Source organism: Cycloclasticus pugetii PS-1 (genome assembly GCF_000384415.1).
In the GTDB taxonomy this organism is placed as follows: domain Bacteria; phylum Pseudomonadota; class Gammaproteobacteria; order Methylococcales; family Cycloclasticaceae; genus Cycloclasticus; species Cycloclasticus pugetii.
In genome coordinates, this window is the sequence record NZ_ARVU01000001.1 from 1,115,047 (window position 1) to 1,130,860 (window position 15,814).

Consider the following 15,814-nt stretch of genomic DNA (forward strand, 5'->3'; position numbering starts at 1 on the left):
GACTATATAAGGAACAGCGTTAATTCGTTTACACAAATGCGATGAATAGAGTGGAGCATCAGACGGGCTTTATTTTAAAAAGTCAGGGGTTTAAGGAAAACAGTTCAATTCATCAAGTGTTTACGCGCGATTATGGTGTTTTGTCGATTCTTTCCAAAGGCTCAAAAAAAAATAATTCTAAATACGGTTCTTTGTTGCAAGCCTTTCGAGCATTATCGCTGTCTTGGATCGGTAAGAGTGATCTTAAAACGCTTATCTCTATCGAGGACCCTGAAAATATACCTCAATTGAAAGGAGCTGCTTTGTATTGTGGCTTTTATGTTAATGAATTAATTCTATGTTTACTTCATAAACACGATGCGCACCCTTATTTATTTGATGCATATAGAGACGTTATTGTTTTGCTGTCAAAGGGCCTATCGCTGGAAGTACACCTGAGAGAGTTTGAAAAAAAGTTATTTGACGGAATCGGCTATGGGCTCATGCTGGAATATGACAGTGAATATCAACGACCGATAGACCCTAGTAAATATTACATCTATCATCCAGGGCAGGGGCCTCGGTTGACTAATAATGAAAATCATCCTGATACCGTTCTTGGTAGTACTCTAATTAACCTTAACAATAATAACCTACAAGGCAAAACAGAGCTAAAGCAAGCAAAACGTCTTATGCGACGGTTAATCGATAACCAGTTGGATGGTAAAATACTTAAAAGTCGCGATTTGTTCGCTTAATTTTCTACTTTATTACTATGCATAAAAATTCTCTCTTTTTAGGTGTTAATATTGACCACGTTGCCACATTAAGAAATGCACGAGGCACAGACTACCCGTCCCCACTTGATGCCGCCTTTATCGCTGAGCGAGCTGGCGCCGATGGCATCACTATTCATTTACGAGAGGATCGCCGCCATATTAGAGATCAAGATGTATACGACATCGCGTCCAATATACACACTCGGTTAAATTTAGAGCTGGCTATTACCGATGAGATGATTGATATTGCTTGTAGAACAAAGCCAGCGTCTTGTTGTTTGGTGCCTGAAAAACGTGAAGAATTAACCACGGAAGGTGGCTTAGATGTTTCTGGGAACTTTGAGCGATTAAGACAAGCTTGTTTATCACTATCATCAGCTGGCATTTTGATCTCCCCTTTTATCGACCCAGATAAAGAACAAATAGATGCTGTAAAAGAAACGGGTGCCTCGATGCTTGAATTGCATACCGGTTGCTACGCAGATGCAAAATCATTATCCGAGCAAGAAGCAGAATATAACAGAATTGTAACGGCTGCTAATTATGCCGATAGTTTGGGTTTGCAAGTTAATGCGGGCCATGGTTTGCATTATCATAATGTAGAACCCATTGCTAAAATTCCAGAAATTGTAGAGCTTAATATTGGTCACTCAATTATTTCAAGGGCGCTAATAACGGGACTTGAGTTAGCCGTACGTGATATGAAAACATTGATGCATAACGCACGTGTTAACTAGGCTGTATTAAATGATGAAATTTGCTGTTGGGGTTGAGTATGATGGAAGTTGCTACCATGGTTGGCAACGGCAAAAAAACACTCCTCAGACGGTTCAAGAGAAACTAGAGTCTGCCTTGTCTGTGCTTGCATCGAGTCCTGTATCTGTTGTTTGTGCAGGGCGGACCGATGCTGGCGTGCATGCTTTAGAGCAAGTTGTACACTTTGAAACCAGTAAGCAACGAGAATTACATCAATGGGTATTTGGTACAAATGCTAATTTACCCGACGATATTCGTGTTGTGTGGATTAAACCGGTTACGGAAGATTTTCATGCTCGTTTTTCAGCGGCTGCGCGTTACTACCGGTACGAGATTTTAAATCGTTGGGTAAAATCTGCCTTAAGTCGACATCATGTCACCACTATTTTTAACCCCTTAGATGAAAACTTAATGCAGAAAGGGGCTAATTATTTATTGGGTACTCATGATTTTACTTCATTTCGTGCACAAGCTTGCCAAGCAAAATCTCCGGTTAAACATATTCATTCGATTGTTATTAAACGTATCGATGATAAAATCATCATCGATATCATCGCCAATGCTTTTTTACATCATATGGTGCGAAATATAGTTGGCACCTTATTACCTGTTGGGACAGGGGAGCGACCTCCCGAATTCGTACATCATGCACTGAAGGCTAAAGATCGTCGACAGGCAGGCGTAACTGCTTTGCCTAATGGTTTGTATTTTAAAGGCGTGTACTACCCTGAAGCGTTCGGTTTAGATAATCTTGAGGCGTTTTCACCTTTTAGTGATGCCATTGAAAAAAAACAGAGCTAAGTAAAAAAATGCCATTTAGAACACGTGTGAAAATTTGTGGAATTACTCGGCCTGATGATGCCTATGCAGCGATAGAAAATGGTGCAGATGCGTTAGGTTTTGTCTTTTATGATAAAAGTCCAAGAAGTATAGAAATACAAAAAGCTGAAATTCTATTTTCTAATATATCGCCATTTATCAATAAGGTAGCGCTTTTTGTTAACCCAGATTATGATTATGTTAATCACGTCTTAAGTAAACTTCCGGTTGACCTTCTTCAATTTCATGGTGATGAAGATGAAGTATTCTGCTCATCTTTTAACAAGCCCTATTTAAAAGCGATTAGAATGCGTAACAGCATAAATTTAGATGAGGTAGCTGATACTTATCACTCAGCATCTGGGTTATTGCTTGACGCTTTTGACAGCAGCCAATACGGTGGTACTGGACAAACATTCGATTGGGATCTAATACCAAAAAAATGTAAATTACCTATCGTATTAGCCGGTGGGCTTAATCCGAGTAATGTCTCTAAAGCCATACAGAATACTAACGTATTTGCCGTAGATGTTAGTAGTGGGGTTGAAAAAAGCAAAGGGGTCAAAGACCACCAATTAATAAAACAATTTATGCAAGAGGTTAAACGTGCCAACGAGTGACAAAAAAATGCAAGCAGCTGTAACACATTATGACTTACCTGATGAACGTGGTCACTTTGGCCCTTACGGGGGGCTGTTTGTTGGTGAAACACTAATGGAATCGATTGAAGAGTTGAATGAGGCATATGCTAAATTTATGCAAGACCCCGATTTTCTTGCAGAATTGGATGCTGATTTGCATGACTATGTCGGTCGTCCATCTCCTATCTATCATGCAAAACGCTTAAGTGAAGAAAATGGTGGTGCGCAAATTTATCTTAAACGAGAAGATTTAAACCACACCGGCGCGCATAAAATAAACAATACAATTGGCCAAGCGTTATTAGCTAAACGCATGGGTAAAACACGAATAATTGCAGAAACAGGTGCTGGTCAACATGGTGTTGCGACGGCAACTGTAGCTGCACGGCTAGGCCTTGAGTGTGTTGTTTACATGGGCGCTGAAGACATTCAGCGTCAATCACCTAATGTATATCGTATGAAATTGCTAGGTGCCAAAGTGGTGCCAGTTACTTCTGGATCACAAACGCTTAAAGATGCTCTAAACGAAGCGCTTAGGGACTGGGTAACCAATATAGATGATACGTATTATATTATCGGCACAGTAGCCGGGCCGCACCCTTATCCTGCAATGGTCAGAGACTTTCAAACGGTTATTGGGCGTGAATCTCGTGAGCAAATGATTGCTAAAACGGGCCACTTACCCAATGCGCTAGTGGCCTGTGTTGGTGGTGGTTCTAATGCCATCGGGCTTTTTCACCCATTTATAGAAGATCAATCAGTCTCTATTTATGGCGTAGAAGCGGCTGGTTTAGGTGTTGAAACAGGGCAGCACTCAGCGCCTTTATGTGCAGGTAAACCAGGTGTGCTGCATGGGAACAGAACGTATTTGATGGCCGATGACAACGGTGAAATTATTGAAACGCATTCTATTTCTGCTGGTCTTGATTACCCTGGAGTAGGGCCAGAGCATTCCTGGTTAAAGGATATAGGGCGTGCAGAATATGTCAGTATTAAAGATGATGAGGCGTTAGCGGCTTTTCATCAATTAACCCGAGTAGAAGGTATTATTCCTGCGCTGGAATCTAGCCATGCAGTTGCTTATGCGACCAAACTAGCGAAAAAAATGAACAAAGATGAAACCATTTTAGTGTGCCTATCGGGTCGAGGAGACAAAGATATATTTACTATTGCGAAACTTGAAGGTATTGAACTATGAGTCGTTTAGACAAGTGCTTTAAAGGACTCGAAGGTGCCAAGCAAAAAGCTTTAATTCCCTTTATTACTGCGGGTGATCCAGATGCTGATTTTACTCTATCTTGCATGCATAACATGGTTAAAGCTGGAGCCAGCATTATTGAACTAGGCGTTCCTTTTTCTGACCCGATGGCCGATGGCCCTGTTATTCAACAAGCCAGTGAAAGGGCGTTGGCAAAAGGAATGTCTTTAAAAGGGGTTATAGAGATTGTTCGGGCATTTCGAGAAACTGATCAAGTAACACCGGTTATTTTAATGGGCTATTTAAATCCGATTGAATTTATGGGTTATGAAACCTTTGCCAGTACTGCTGCGAAAGCTGGTGTTGACGGCGTGTTAACTGTTGATATTCCTCCTGAAGAAAGCTCCGATTTAATAGCAGCGTTTAAACAGCATGGTTTAGCGCCTATATTCCTCTTATCACCAACCAGTAATGAGAGTCGTATCAAAAAGGTGTCAGCTGTTGCGCAAGGTTATATTTATTATGTGTCTTTGAAAGGCGTAACCGGTGCGGGGCACCTTCAACTAGACGACATTAAAACAAAAATACAAAATATCAAACAATACACATCATTGCCTATAGCCATTGGTTTTGGTGTTAAAAATGCCGATATCGCCGCGAATATTGCTAAAATAGGTGATGCTGTCGTGGTGGGGAGTGCGTTGATTAACTGCATTACCGATCACTCTGAGAATCAATCGAAAGGGCAACAAGCCATTTCTGGTTTATTAAGTGAAATGCGAACGGCGATGGACGCTGTCACAAAATAATTATAAAGGTTAGGTGATTTATGAGCTGGTTTGAAAAATTAATACCGTCTGGCATCCAATTAAGTGGTAAGAAAAAAGGCTCTGTGCCTGAAGGTTTATGGTGTAAATGTGATAGTTGCCATAGCGTTTTATATAAAACGGACTTGGAAAGCAATTTACATGTATGCCCAAAATGTGATCACCATCAGCGTCTAAGTGGTCGAGCACGCCTAGAGTCTTTCTTAGACGAAGCTGGCCGTGTAGAAATTGGTGGGAACGTCAGATCGCTTGACCCATTAAAGTTTAAAGACAGTAAAAAATATAAAGACCGCCATGCCTCTGCCGTCAAAGCTACAGGGGAAACTGATGCACTTATCGTGATGAAAGGCAGCGTTCTTGATATGGAGCTTGTTGCAGCAGCCTTTGATTTTTCATTTATGGGTGGGTCTATGGGTTCAGTAGTCGGTGAGCGCTTTGTGCGGGCTGTGAATCAATCCATCGAATCCAATATTCCATTGGTATGCTTTTCAGCAAGTGGTGGAGCGAGAATGCAAGAGTCCTTGTTTTCTTTATTCCAAATGGCTAAAACCAGTGCCGCCTTAGCACAATTGGCTGACAAAAAAATCCCCTTCATATCCGTTTTAACAGACCCAACTATGGGTGGTGTGTCGGCTAGTTTAGCAATGCTAGGAGATGTACATATTGCAGAACCCAATGCATTAGTAGGCTTTGCAGGACAGCGAGTGATAGAGCAAACGGTTAGCGAAAAACTACCAGAGGGCTTTCAACGCAGTGAGTTTTTATTAGAGCATGGTGCAATAGATATGATTGTTGACCGCAGAGATCTACGTCAAACGATCACAGATATTCTTTCCTTATTGCATGCGGGCCATGACAACTTGAAAGCACTCGATGTGCCTGTGGCTGAAGTAGTGCCCGATGACGAACTGGACGACGATCAATAATCAATAGTTAGCGTGCAATCTGGTTTATCAGCGCTATCTTCTATTGACGAGTGGCTGGCTTGGCAGGAACAGTGTCATGTTAAAAATATTGATCTGGGTCTGGAGCGTGTAGCAAGCGTATACAAAGCATTAAAGCCAACACATTCACGGTCTATTTATACCATCACGGTGGCGGGCACCAATGGTAAAGGCTCTTGTGTTGCTATGCTAGAAGCAATTTTTATTGCCGCTGGCTACCGTGTAGGCGTTTATAGTACACCGCACCTTAACCACTATAATGAACGGGTTAGAATTAATGGCACGCCCGTGCTTGATTCCTCACTAGCCTCATCTTTTTATAAAATAGACCTCGCACGAAAAGAAACCAGCTTAAGTTATTTTGAATTTGGCACGCTGGCAGCCATAGACGTATTTGATCATTATAAAGTGGATATTCAAATTCTCGAGGTTGGTTTAGGCGGGCGACTTGATGCAGTTAATATCGTCGATGCTGATGCCGCACTTATTACGAGTATCTCTATTGATCATATTGATTGGTTAGGTGATGACCGTAATCAAATTGCGTTAGAAAAAGCAGGTGTTTTCAGAGCCAACCAGATCGCTGTTTGTGGCGATTCGACGGTGCCTAACAGCTTAATTGATTATGCAAAAAAACTAGGCACCCAATTATCGTTAGCAGGTAAAGACTTTGATGTTAATAAAAACGCTAACGACTGGTCTCTAGTGGCGAATCATGTGTTTGCAGGGCATTACCCAATGCCAGTTTTACAAGGTTATCACCAAATAAAAAATGCTGCTGCCGTGGTTAGCCTATTAGCAAACATACAGCACATTAAACCAGTTAGTAAAAATAATATTGACATTGGCCTTCGACACACCTCATTAAAAGGTAGGTTGCAACAGGTTAGTTCAGCGCCTGATATTTTTTTAGACGTTGCACATAATGCTGAATCAGCTCAGGTGTTATCGGACTTTCTTAAAAGTAAAAAGACTAATGGGCAAATCCATGCCGTCTTTTCTGTACTGGCGGACAAACAGTTAAATGAAGTGCTTAAACCTTTTATTGGGCTAATTGATAATTGGCATATTGCGCCATTACAGTCTCCCAGAGCGTTATCAGTGGCTGATTTATATAAATGCTTGGTAGATGATAATTCACAACAATGCTTTAAATATTCATCAATACAGCAGGCATTGAAAAATGCGCAGCTTGCTGCAAAGCAAGATGATTTAGTTATATGTTTTGGTTCTTTTTATGTGGTAGAAGCGTGTTTAGAAGCGTTATAATGCGCTCAAATACTCCCTAATAATAGTCTCTTAAATTTATATGGAACAACCTTTAAAACAGCGTTTAATTGGTGCCACTATTGTTATTTCTTTGGCTGTTATTTTTTTACCAATGTTCATCGGTCAAAAGCCAGCGGATACAGATATTATTACAATAGATATTCCTACTGAACCGAGCGAGCCAACGCCGAACATTCAGACATTGCCCGAACAAAAAGAAGAAATAGTGGCTAAGGTTTCAATCTCTAAAGAATCCGGTGTCAAAATTTCTGAACAAGCCCCGCCAACTATCCCCAGCCCACCAGAGGTTAAAACGGTTGAAGGTATTTCTGCATGGGTTGTTCAAGTTGGTAGCTTTTCAGACTCAAAAAATGCAAACAGCCTAGCAAGTAAACTTAAAAGTGCTGGTTTTACAGCATTCGTTGAACCGTCATCTGTTAAAACTGGTGATATTTTCCGCGTAAGAGTTGGGCCGGAATTAGACAAAGAGAAGGCAGAAGCTATTAGTGTAAAGCTTCAAAAAGAACAGAAGCTTTCAAATACCATCGTTATCCAATATCCATAGGTTTGTCGGTGAATGTTTTAAATAATATGATTTGGGTAGATTATGTCATCCTTGGCATTATCTTCATTTCGGCACTCATTGGTTTATTTAGAGGTCTAGTAAAAGAAGCCTTTTCGTTAGGCACATGGGTGGTTGCGATTATAGTTGGTATTAGGTTTAGCCAACCATTCTCATTTTACCTAACCGACTATATTGAGGTCCCCTCCGTCAGAATCGCTGCGGCGTTTATTATTTTATTGTTATTAACACTGATATTAGGCGCTATGTTGTCCTATTTAATCAGTCAAATAGTTGATAAAACAGGGTTAACGGGTACCGATCGATTTGCTGGTCTGCTTTTTGGTATAGCACGTGGCGTGGTCGTTATGGCCGTGTTAGTTTTATTGGCGGGTTTAACACCTTTACCTCAAGATCCTTGGTGGGTAGAGTCAATGCTTATTGGGCCTTTTCAGGAATTATCTCTTTGGTTAAGAGAACAAATTCCCGATGGTGTTAGTGAGTACTTTTCATATTAAGTTTTTAAAAGGTTGAATCAAAATGTGTGGAATTGCGGGTATCGTTGCTCATCACAACGTTAATCAAGAGTTATATGAAGCGTTAACTGTTTTGCAGCACCGCGGTCAAGATGCCGCTGGTATTGTCACTTGTGAAGGCAGTCAGCTGCATCTTCGTAAAGCAAACGGCTTAGTTCGAGATGTTTTTAGAACCAGTCATATGCTAGAACTGAAAGGAAATATGGGTATTGCTCATGTTCGTTACCCAACAGCAGGCTGCTCAAGTTCTGCAGAGGCTCAGCCATTTTATGTCAATTCACCTTTTGGCATTACCTTGGCGCACAATGGTAATTTAACAAATGCCGCTGCGCTGAAAAAAGAACTGTTTATCGAAGATCAGCGCCATATCAATACTAATTCGGACTCGGAAATTTTATTAAATGTATTAGCCCATGAGCTGCAATCTTTAGGCAAATTAAAACTTAATGAAAATGACGTTTTTAAAGCGGTAGAAGCCCTACATAAACGTTGTGAAGGAGCCTATGCAGTCGTAGCAATGATTACAGGTTTTGGCGTTGTTGGGTTTCGTGACCCTAATGGCATTAGACCCATTTGTTATGGTGTGCGTGAAACTGATGAGGGTAGCGATTATATGATTGCTTCGGAATCAGTTGCCATGGATGCTCAAGATTTTAAATTAATTAGAGATATTGCACCGGGTGAAGCTGTTTTTATTAAAAAAGGCGGGGTAATACACACCAAACAGTGCGCAGAAAACCCTCGTTTAACACCTTGTATATTTGAGTACGTATATTTAGCTCGTCCAGACTCAATTATGGACAATGTTTCAGTGTATAAATCACGTCTAAGAATGGGTGAGAAATTAGCCGAAAAAATCATGAGAACTCGTCCTGATCATGATATCGACGTGGTAATCCCTATCCCAGATACTAGTCGAACCTCTGCTTTACAGCTTGCTAATATGCTAGATGTCAAATATAGAGAAGGGTTTATTAAAAATCGCTATATTGGCCGCACGTTTATTATGCCGGGGCAACTAGAACGTAAAAAATCGGTTAGACGCAAACTTAATGCCATTGATCTAGAGTTTAGAGGTAAAAACGTTTTATTGGTCGATGATTCCATCGTTAGGGGGACAACTTCAGGTCAAATTATTAAATTAGCGCGTGAAGCCGGGGCTAAAAAAGTTTATTTTGCATCGGCTGCCCCAGCCGTTCGCTACCCAAATGTCTATGGTATTGATATGCCGGCTGTTGAAGAATTAGTTGCGCACGATAGAACAACGGACGAAGTACAACAAGCCATAGGCGCTGATTGGTTGATCTATCAAGAGCTCGATGATTTATTTGAGTCGGTTAGAAAACGTAACCCAGAAATTGTTGATTTTGATGCGGCTTGCTTTAATCAAAATTATGTTACCGGAACGGTTAGCGATGAATACCTTAGAGAGCAAGGGTTAAGTCGGTCAGATGATCAAAAAGCGATCAACGATTTGGATCCTACAGTGATTGAACTGCATAACTCTCACTAATTATAAAAGGCGCATATATGTCAGATATTGATTGGCAAGATTACTCCATTGAAACGCAGGGTGTTAGAGCAGGTCAGCAAAGAACGCCAGAAAATGAACATAGTGATGCAATTTTTCCAACGTCGAGTTATGTTTTTGGTAGCGCACAAGAGGCCTTTGAGAGATTTTCAGGAAAAGCTGCGGGTAATATTTATTCGCGTTTTACAAACCCTACAGTTAGAGCTTTCGAAAATCGCCTTGCTGTAATGGAAGGCGCCGAACGTGCAATGGCAACATCGTCAGGCATGGCGGCGATTAATGTTGTTTGTTTAGGCTTGTTAAGCGCCGGTGATCACGTCATTTGTTCGCGTAGCGTTTTTGGAAATACTGCATTGATGTTTAAAAATATCATGCAAAAATTTGCCGTAGAGACCACCTTTGTAGATCTCGATGATATCAACGCATGGGCGTCAGCAATAAAGCCAAATACAAGGTTTCTTTTTTTAGAAACACCATCTAACCCTCTTGGCAATGTAGCAGATATAAAAGCACTAGCCGAATTAGCACATGCCAATGGTGCGTTGCTTATCGTTGATAATGTTTATTGTACGCCGGCCTTGCAAAAGCCACTGAGCTTAGGCGCTGATTTGGTTGTTCACTCGGCGACTAAATATATAGATGGTCAAGGTCGCTGTATTGGTGGTGCTGTTGTTGGCAATAACGCACTGATAGAAGAAAAAATTTATCCAATTTTACGTACCGCAGGTCATACGATGAGCCCATTTAATGCATGGGTATTTCATAAAGGCTTAGAGACTCTATCGTTACGGATGGAAAAACATTGTTCCAATGCACTGATTGTTGCGAGATGGTTAGAACAGCAATCGAATGTTGAAAAAGTCTATTACACTGGCTTAGCTAATCATCCACAACATGAGCTTGCTAAGCAGCAACAAAGCGGTTTTGGTGGCATTGTTAGCTTTGAAGTAAAGGGCGGTAAAAACAATGCTTGGAAAGTTATTGATATGACGCAGATGATTTCGATAACCGCTAACCTAGGTGATGTAAAAAGCATGATTACTCACCCATCGACCACAACTCATGGACGTCTAACCGAAGAGGAGCGTAACAAAGCTGGTATAACAGACGCCTTAATACGCTTAGGCGTTGGCTTAGAAAATGCTGGCGATATAACAGCAGATTTACATCGAGGTCTGTCATCCTTTTAATGTTTTCTATTGGCATCTAAAAAACCAAAGACGTTGAAGTTTATCGGTTTCTTTAAATCACAAAAAAGTTGTCTTAATGCAAGCAGACTAACCAAGACATTCTAATGATCGGTTGATATTAATCGACGTAAGTGCACTTTCAACATTCACATGTATTGTGCTTAGCTTTAAAATAAACAGTAAATAAATTAATTCGGAGTATCAATCGCATGGGTAGAGCCTACCAAAACCGCAAAGAGTCTATGGCTAAAACGTCTGATATGAAGGCGAAGGTTTATAGCCGTTATGGGCGTGAGATTTATGTTAGCGCAAAGTCAGGTGGTGTTGACCCTGAAGGTAATCTGGCACTTCGTAGCTTAATTGACCGCGCGAAAAAAGACCAAGTGCCTGCTCATGTTATTGAAAAGGCGATTGATAAAGCAAAAGGCGGTGGTGGCGAAGATTATTCTCCCGCACGTTATGAAGGGTATGGGCCTGGTGGAAGTATGGCCATCATTGATTGTCTAACTGATAACCCAAATCGTACGTTTGGTGATGTTCGCCAAGCGTTTACTAAAACAAAATGTAAAATTGGCACGCAAGGTAGCGTAAGCCATATGTTTGATCATTCTGCCATTCTAGTGTTTAAACACGATAATGAAGAAGCGGTTTTAGAGATACTAATGGATGCAGACGTAGACGTGACAGATATTGAAAATGAAAATGGTAAAATTTCCGTTTTTGCGTTACCTACCGACTACTTTAAGGCAAAACAAGCACTGCTTGATAAGCTAGGAGAAATTGATTTTGAAGTAGATGAAATCCAGTTTATTCCACAGGCATTTACTACTATGACAGGCGATGATGTAGAACTGTTTGAAAAGTTTCTTGCCATGTTGGATGATTTAGATGATGTGCAACAGGTGTATCACAACGTTGAGTTCAACTAGAAAGGATGGCCTAGTTATTAAGTAAGGGAATGCAGCAAATTGTTCTCAATTGATGAGATAGTCAGAAGGGTGCTTGGATAAGCAATTTGAGCACTCAAAAATAACTGCCTAATTAATGAAGGCCGCATTAAAACCCAAAATTTAAATGCTGTGTACCAAGTTGGTTACGCGTATCGTTTAGTGCTTGATTAGTCGGCTGTCATGTTTATGTTGGTTGATAAAAAAGTTTTAGTTTATCTAGTTATTAGCTCAATTTCTTCTTTTACATCACCTGTTATTTCTCCACTCGAGTCATAACTTATTTCTAGAAACTTAACACTTAGTTCATCAACAGTTAGTAATGTGGTGCATCGTGTACCGTAATCTTTCCCTTGAATAAAAATAGGTGATAAGAAACGCTCAAATTCGAGGCTAATCCCGGTGTTAGGTAAATCTTGGTCATTAGCTTGGGTTTGCGACTGCATCGTACTTAATAACTCAAATGGGTCGATTTTGTTGCTTGCTAACGATTTTTCTACGGCCGCAGTAGCGGTAGATAATTTTGGCCACGGGGTATTTAAGGAGGCATTACAAAGCCCATGAATACCAGCAGGTACTTGTTGAACATGTAACGAGTCATTAGAGTAATACCACAAGCCAGTGTGATCCATTAATAATAAATTGAATAAACCGTAATCAGCACGCCGTTTTTTTAGTTTTTCTATGAAGTCTGGAGCTGTGGATTGTTGAGATAAGAAATCACGCACTAAATGGCCGCGAGATAGTTTTGTATTTTCTATAAAGGGAGGTTTCCGCACATTAGTCAGTGCTGCTAGTCGGCCTGAGGTATCGGTACTTAACCAACTACCGCCAGCAACATGGTCTATGCCACCGAAAATATGCGGTTGATCTGGCCAATAACCAGCGGCTTGTGTTGCACGCTGATAATATTCGTCACGGTTAGCAACTAGCACTAATTTATAGAGGTCGTTTGGTTGGTATTTAAAAATGATTAGGCACATTGAGAATTGTGATATTTGTTTTAAATAACCGCATGTGTATATAAAACACCTTATCGCTAAACCTGTCAATTTTGAGTGCTAAATGCTAAAATATTCACCCTGATTGGTAAGTATTGCTTGCTTAAAGCCCCAAATTTTAAACCTAGGAGTGATCTGTGTTAGAAGAATATCGTAACCATGTAAATGAACGAGCTGCTTTGGGTATTGTTCCAAAGCCACTGGATGCCGAGCAAGTTGCTGGCCTTGTTGAGTTATTAAAAGCGCCGCCAGCAGGAGAAGAAGAGTTCTTGCTTGATTTGATCATTAATCGCGTACCAGCAGGAGTAGATGAAGCTGCTTATGTAAAAGCAGGTTTTTTAGCGGCTATCGCAAAAGGCGAAGCATCTTCTCCATTAATCGACCGAGTTAGAGCCACTGAGTTGTTAGGCACCATGTTAGGTGGCTACAATATTATGCCATTGGTTGAACTTCTTGATGACGCAGAACTTGCCGAAACAGCTGCAGATCAGCTGTCTCAGATTCTACTCGTGTTTGATGCTTTTCATGATGTTCAAGAAAAGGCAGAGGCTGGCAATGCTGCTGCTAAACGTGTGATTCAATCATGGGCAGATGCCGAATGGTTTACCAATAAAAAACCGCTTGCCGAAAAGTTAACCGTTAAAGTATTTGAAGTCACTGGTGAAACTAATACTGATGACTTATCACCAGCCCCTGATGCATGGTCTCGTCCTGATATTCCTTTACACGCGCTTGCGATGCTTAAAATGCCACGTGAAGGCATTCAACCAGATGTCCCAGGTGAAAGAGGACCAATCGCTCAAATTGATGAAATGGAAAAAGACGGTATTCCTCTCGCCTATGTAGGTGATGTTGTCGGCACAGGCTCCTCTCGTAAATCTGCTACTAACTCAGTGTTGTGGTTTATGGGTGATGATATTCCTTACATCCCTAATAAACGTGCGGGTGGTGTTTGTATTGGTGGCAAAATTGCGCCAATTTTCTTTAACACAATGGAAGATTCAGGCGCATTACCGATTGAAATGGATGTGTCTAAATTACACATGAATGATGTTATTGATATTTATCCATATGAAGGAAAAGTCACTAAAAGTGGCACCGATGAAGTGTTGGCTGAATTCAAATTAAAATCAAACGTGATTCTTGATGAAGTTCAGGCTGGTGGCCGTATTCCTTTAATTATTGGACGTGGTTTAACATTACGCGCACGTAAATCACTTGGCTTGGAAGCATCAGAGATATTTAGAACTCCAGAAGCTCACGAAGATAGTGGTAAAGGCTTCACCTTAGCGCAAAAAATGGTTGGTAAAGCCTGTGGCGTAAAAGGGATTAGAGCTGGCGTTTACTGCGAACCACATATGACCACTGTTGGTTCACAAGATACAACAGGCCCGATGACTCGTGACGAGTTGAAAGATTTGGCTTGCTTAGGTTTCTCAGCAGACCTAGTGATGCAATCTTTCTGTCATACTGCGGCTTACCCTAAGCCAGTTGATGTTACAACTCACCACACCTTACCAGACTTTATTATGAATCGTGGTGGCGTGCCGTTACGTCCGGGCGATGGAATTATCCATTCATGGTTAAACCGTATGTTGCTTCCAGATACTGTCGGTACTGGTGGTGACTCTCATACACGTTTCCCATTAGGTATTTCATTCCCTGCTGGTTCTGGTCTAGTAGCCTTTGCTGCAGCAACAGGTGTTATGCCATTGGATATGCCAGAGTCTGTTTTGGTTCGCTTTACTGGTGAAATGCAACCAGGTATTACGCTACGTGATATGGTCAATGCTATTCCTTTAGCGGCTATCGACAAAGGTTTACTAACGGTAGCGAAAGAAGGCAAAATTAATGCTTTCTCTGGTCGTATTCTTGAAATTGAAGGCTTACCTGATTTGAAAGTTGAGCAAGCATTTGAACTATCGGATGCTTCTGCGGAGCGTTCAGCGGCCGGCTGTACTATTAAGTTAAACAAAGAACCTATCATTGAATATCTGAATTCAAATATCACCATGTTGAAATGGATGATTGCTGAAGGTTATGGTGATGTTAGAACGATTGAACGTCGTATTACTTCAATGGAAGAATGGCTGGCTAATCCAGAACTAATGGAAGCCGATGCCGATGCTGAATATGCAGAAATCATTGAAATTAACATGAGCGATATTCACGAGCCTATTCTTGCATGCCCTAATGACCCTGATGATGTCAAAACATTATCAGATGTTGCTGGTACTAAGATTGATGAAGTTTTTATCGGTTCTTGTATGACAAATATTGGTCATTTTCGAGCAGCGGGTAACTTATTGCAAGAGTATGGCGGTGTAACCCCAACTCGTTTGTGGATTGCACCTCCAACTAAAATGGATGAGGCGCAATTGACAGCAGAAGGTTATTACAATATTTATGGAACATCAGGTGCACGTACTGAAATGCCAGGGTGTTCGCTTTGCATGGGGAACCAAGCACGTGTTGCAGAGAAGTCTACAGTTATTTCAACCTCTACACGTAACTTCCCTAATCGTTTAGGAAATGGTGCTTTTGTCTACTTAGCGTCGGCAGAACTGGCAGCAGTGGGGGCAATATTAGGTAAGATTCCAACTAAAGAAGAGTATATGGAATACGCCAATAAAATTGATACCATGGCGGATGAAACATACCGATACTTAAACTTTGATCAAATTGAAGAGTATCAAAAATCAGCGGATACAGTGAAGATTGCTGCTAAAGCTTGATATTGCTAGATAGTTAGGTAAGAAAAAAGGCGCTGTTTTAACAGCGCCTTTTTTTGTGATATTGTTTTTTCAAATGATTTTAAATTCATCTAAAAAAATG

15 protein-coding genes are annotated in these 15,814 nt (G+C 40.8%); 14 read left to right on the plus strand and 1 reads right to left on the minus strand.

Annotation, left to right across the window (positions count from 1 at the left end):
- Nucleotides 1-41: 41 nt before the first annotated feature.
- The 13 genes from recO (at nt 42) to CYCPU_RS0105460 (ending at nt 11,960) form a co-directional block, all read left to right on the plus strand.
- Nucleotides 42-737 (plus strand): DNA repair protein RecO, encoded by a 696-nt coding sequence (gene recO, locus CYCPU_RS0105400; RefSeq protein WP_020162130.1) that lies wholly within the window; start codon nt 42-44, stop codon nt 735-737.
- 17 nt (nt 738-754) lie between these two features.
- Nucleotides 755-1,495 (plus strand): pyridoxine 5'-phosphate synthase, encoded by a 741-nt coding sequence (gene pdxJ, locus CYCPU_RS0105405; protein WP_016390730.1) that lies wholly within the window; start codon nt 755-757, stop codon nt 1,493-1,495.
- Between the two features lie 10 nt (nt 1,496-1,505).
- Entirely contained in the window at nt 1,506-2,315 is an 810-nt protein-coding gene (truA, locus tag CYCPU_RS0105410; RefSeq protein ID WP_015005890.1) for a tRNA pseudouridine(38-40) synthase TruA, read from the plus strand.
- An 8-nt stretch (nt 2,316-2,323) separates the two neighbouring features.
- Complete coding sequence (locus CYCPU_RS0105415) at nt 2,324-2,953, plus strand: phosphoribosylanthranilate isomerase (protein ID WP_015005891.1); 630 nt, start codon at nt 2,324-2,326, stop codon at nt 2,951-2,953.
- A gap of 7 nt (nt 2,954-2,960) precedes the next feature.
- Complete coding sequence (gene trpB, locus CYCPU_RS0105420) at nt 2,961-4,172, plus strand: tryptophan synthase subunit beta (protein WP_016390728.1); 1,212 nt, start codon at nt 2,961-2,963, stop codon at nt 4,170-4,172.
- Complete coding sequence (gene trpA / locus CYCPU_RS0105425) at nt 4,169-4,981, plus strand: tryptophan synthase subunit alpha (RefSeq protein ID WP_015005893.1); 813 nt, start codon at nt 4,169-4,171, stop codon at nt 4,979-4,981. The genes trpB and trpA overlap by 4 nt, the downstream gene beginning before the upstream one ends.
- A 20-nt stretch (nt 4,982-5,001) precedes the next feature.
- Nucleotides 5,002-5,925, plus strand: a complete 924-nt coding sequence (gene accD / locus CYCPU_RS0105430; protein ID WP_016390727.1) for an acetyl-CoA carboxylase, carboxyltransferase subunit beta — start codon at nt 5,002-5,004, stop codon at nt 5,923-5,925.
- A gap of 12 nt (nt 5,926-5,937) precedes the next feature.
- Nucleotides 5,938-7,212 carry a bifunctional tetrahydrofolate synthase/dihydrofolate synthase gene (gene folC, locus CYCPU_RS0105435; protein ID WP_016390726.1) on the plus strand — a complete coding sequence of 425 codons (1,275 nt, stop codon included), beginning with the start codon at nt 5,938-5,940 and terminating at the stop codon, nt 7,210-7,212.
- Nucleotides 7,213-7,252: 40 nt separating this feature from the next.
- Nucleotides 7,253-7,777 (plus strand): SPOR domain-containing protein, encoded by a 525-nt coding sequence (locus tag CYCPU_RS0105440; RefSeq protein WP_016390725.1) that lies wholly within the window; start codon nt 7,253-7,255, stop codon nt 7,775-7,777.
- Between the two features lie 8 nt (nt 7,778-7,785).
- Nucleotides 7,786-8,292 carry a CvpA family protein gene (locus CYCPU_RS0105445; RefSeq protein ID WP_015005897.1) on the plus strand — a complete coding sequence of 169 codons (507 nt, stop codon included), beginning with the start codon at nt 7,786-7,788 and terminating at the stop codon, nt 8,290-8,292.
- 22 nt (nt 8,293-8,314) lie between these two features.
- Complete coding sequence (purF, locus tag CYCPU_RS0105450) at nt 8,315-9,823, plus strand: amidophosphoribosyltransferase (RefSeq protein ID WP_015005898.1); 1,509 nt, start codon at nt 8,315-8,317, stop codon at nt 9,821-9,823.
- A 17-nt stretch (nt 9,824-9,840) separates the two neighbouring features.
- The gene (locus tag CYCPU_RS0105455; RefSeq protein WP_016390724.1) at nt 9,841-11,031 is read left to right on the plus strand and encodes an O-succinylhomoserine sulfhydrylase; all 1,191 of its coding nucleotides are present in this window, start codon (nt 9,841-9,843) and stop codon (nt 11,029-11,031) included.
- Between the two features lie 209 nt (nt 11,032-11,240).
- The gene (locus tag CYCPU_RS0105460) at nt 11,241-11,960 is read left to right on the plus strand and encodes a YebC/PmpR family DNA-binding transcriptional regulator (protein ID WP_015005900.1); all 720 of its coding nucleotides are present in this window, start codon (nt 11,241-11,243) and stop codon (nt 11,958-11,960) included.
- A gap of 233 nt (nt 11,961-12,193) precedes the next feature.
- Here CYCPU_RS0105460 and CYCPU_RS0105465 read toward each other — a convergent pair whose 3' ends face one another.
- Nucleotides 12,194-12,961, minus strand: coding sequence for an NRDE family protein (locus CYCPU_RS0105465; RefSeq protein ID WP_015005901.1), 768 nt, complete (start codon nt 12,959-12,961; stop codon nt 12,194-12,196).
- Between the two features lie 155 nt (nt 12,962-13,116).
- Here CYCPU_RS0105465 and acnB point away from each other — a divergent pair, with 155 nt between their 5' ends.
- Nucleotides 13,117-15,714, plus strand: a complete 2,598-nt coding sequence (gene acnB, locus CYCPU_RS0105470; RefSeq protein WP_015005902.1) for a bifunctional aconitate hydratase 2/2-methylisocitrate dehydratase — start codon at nt 13,117-13,119, stop codon at nt 15,712-15,714.
- The last annotated feature ends 100 nt before the right edge of the window (nt 15,715-15,814 follow it).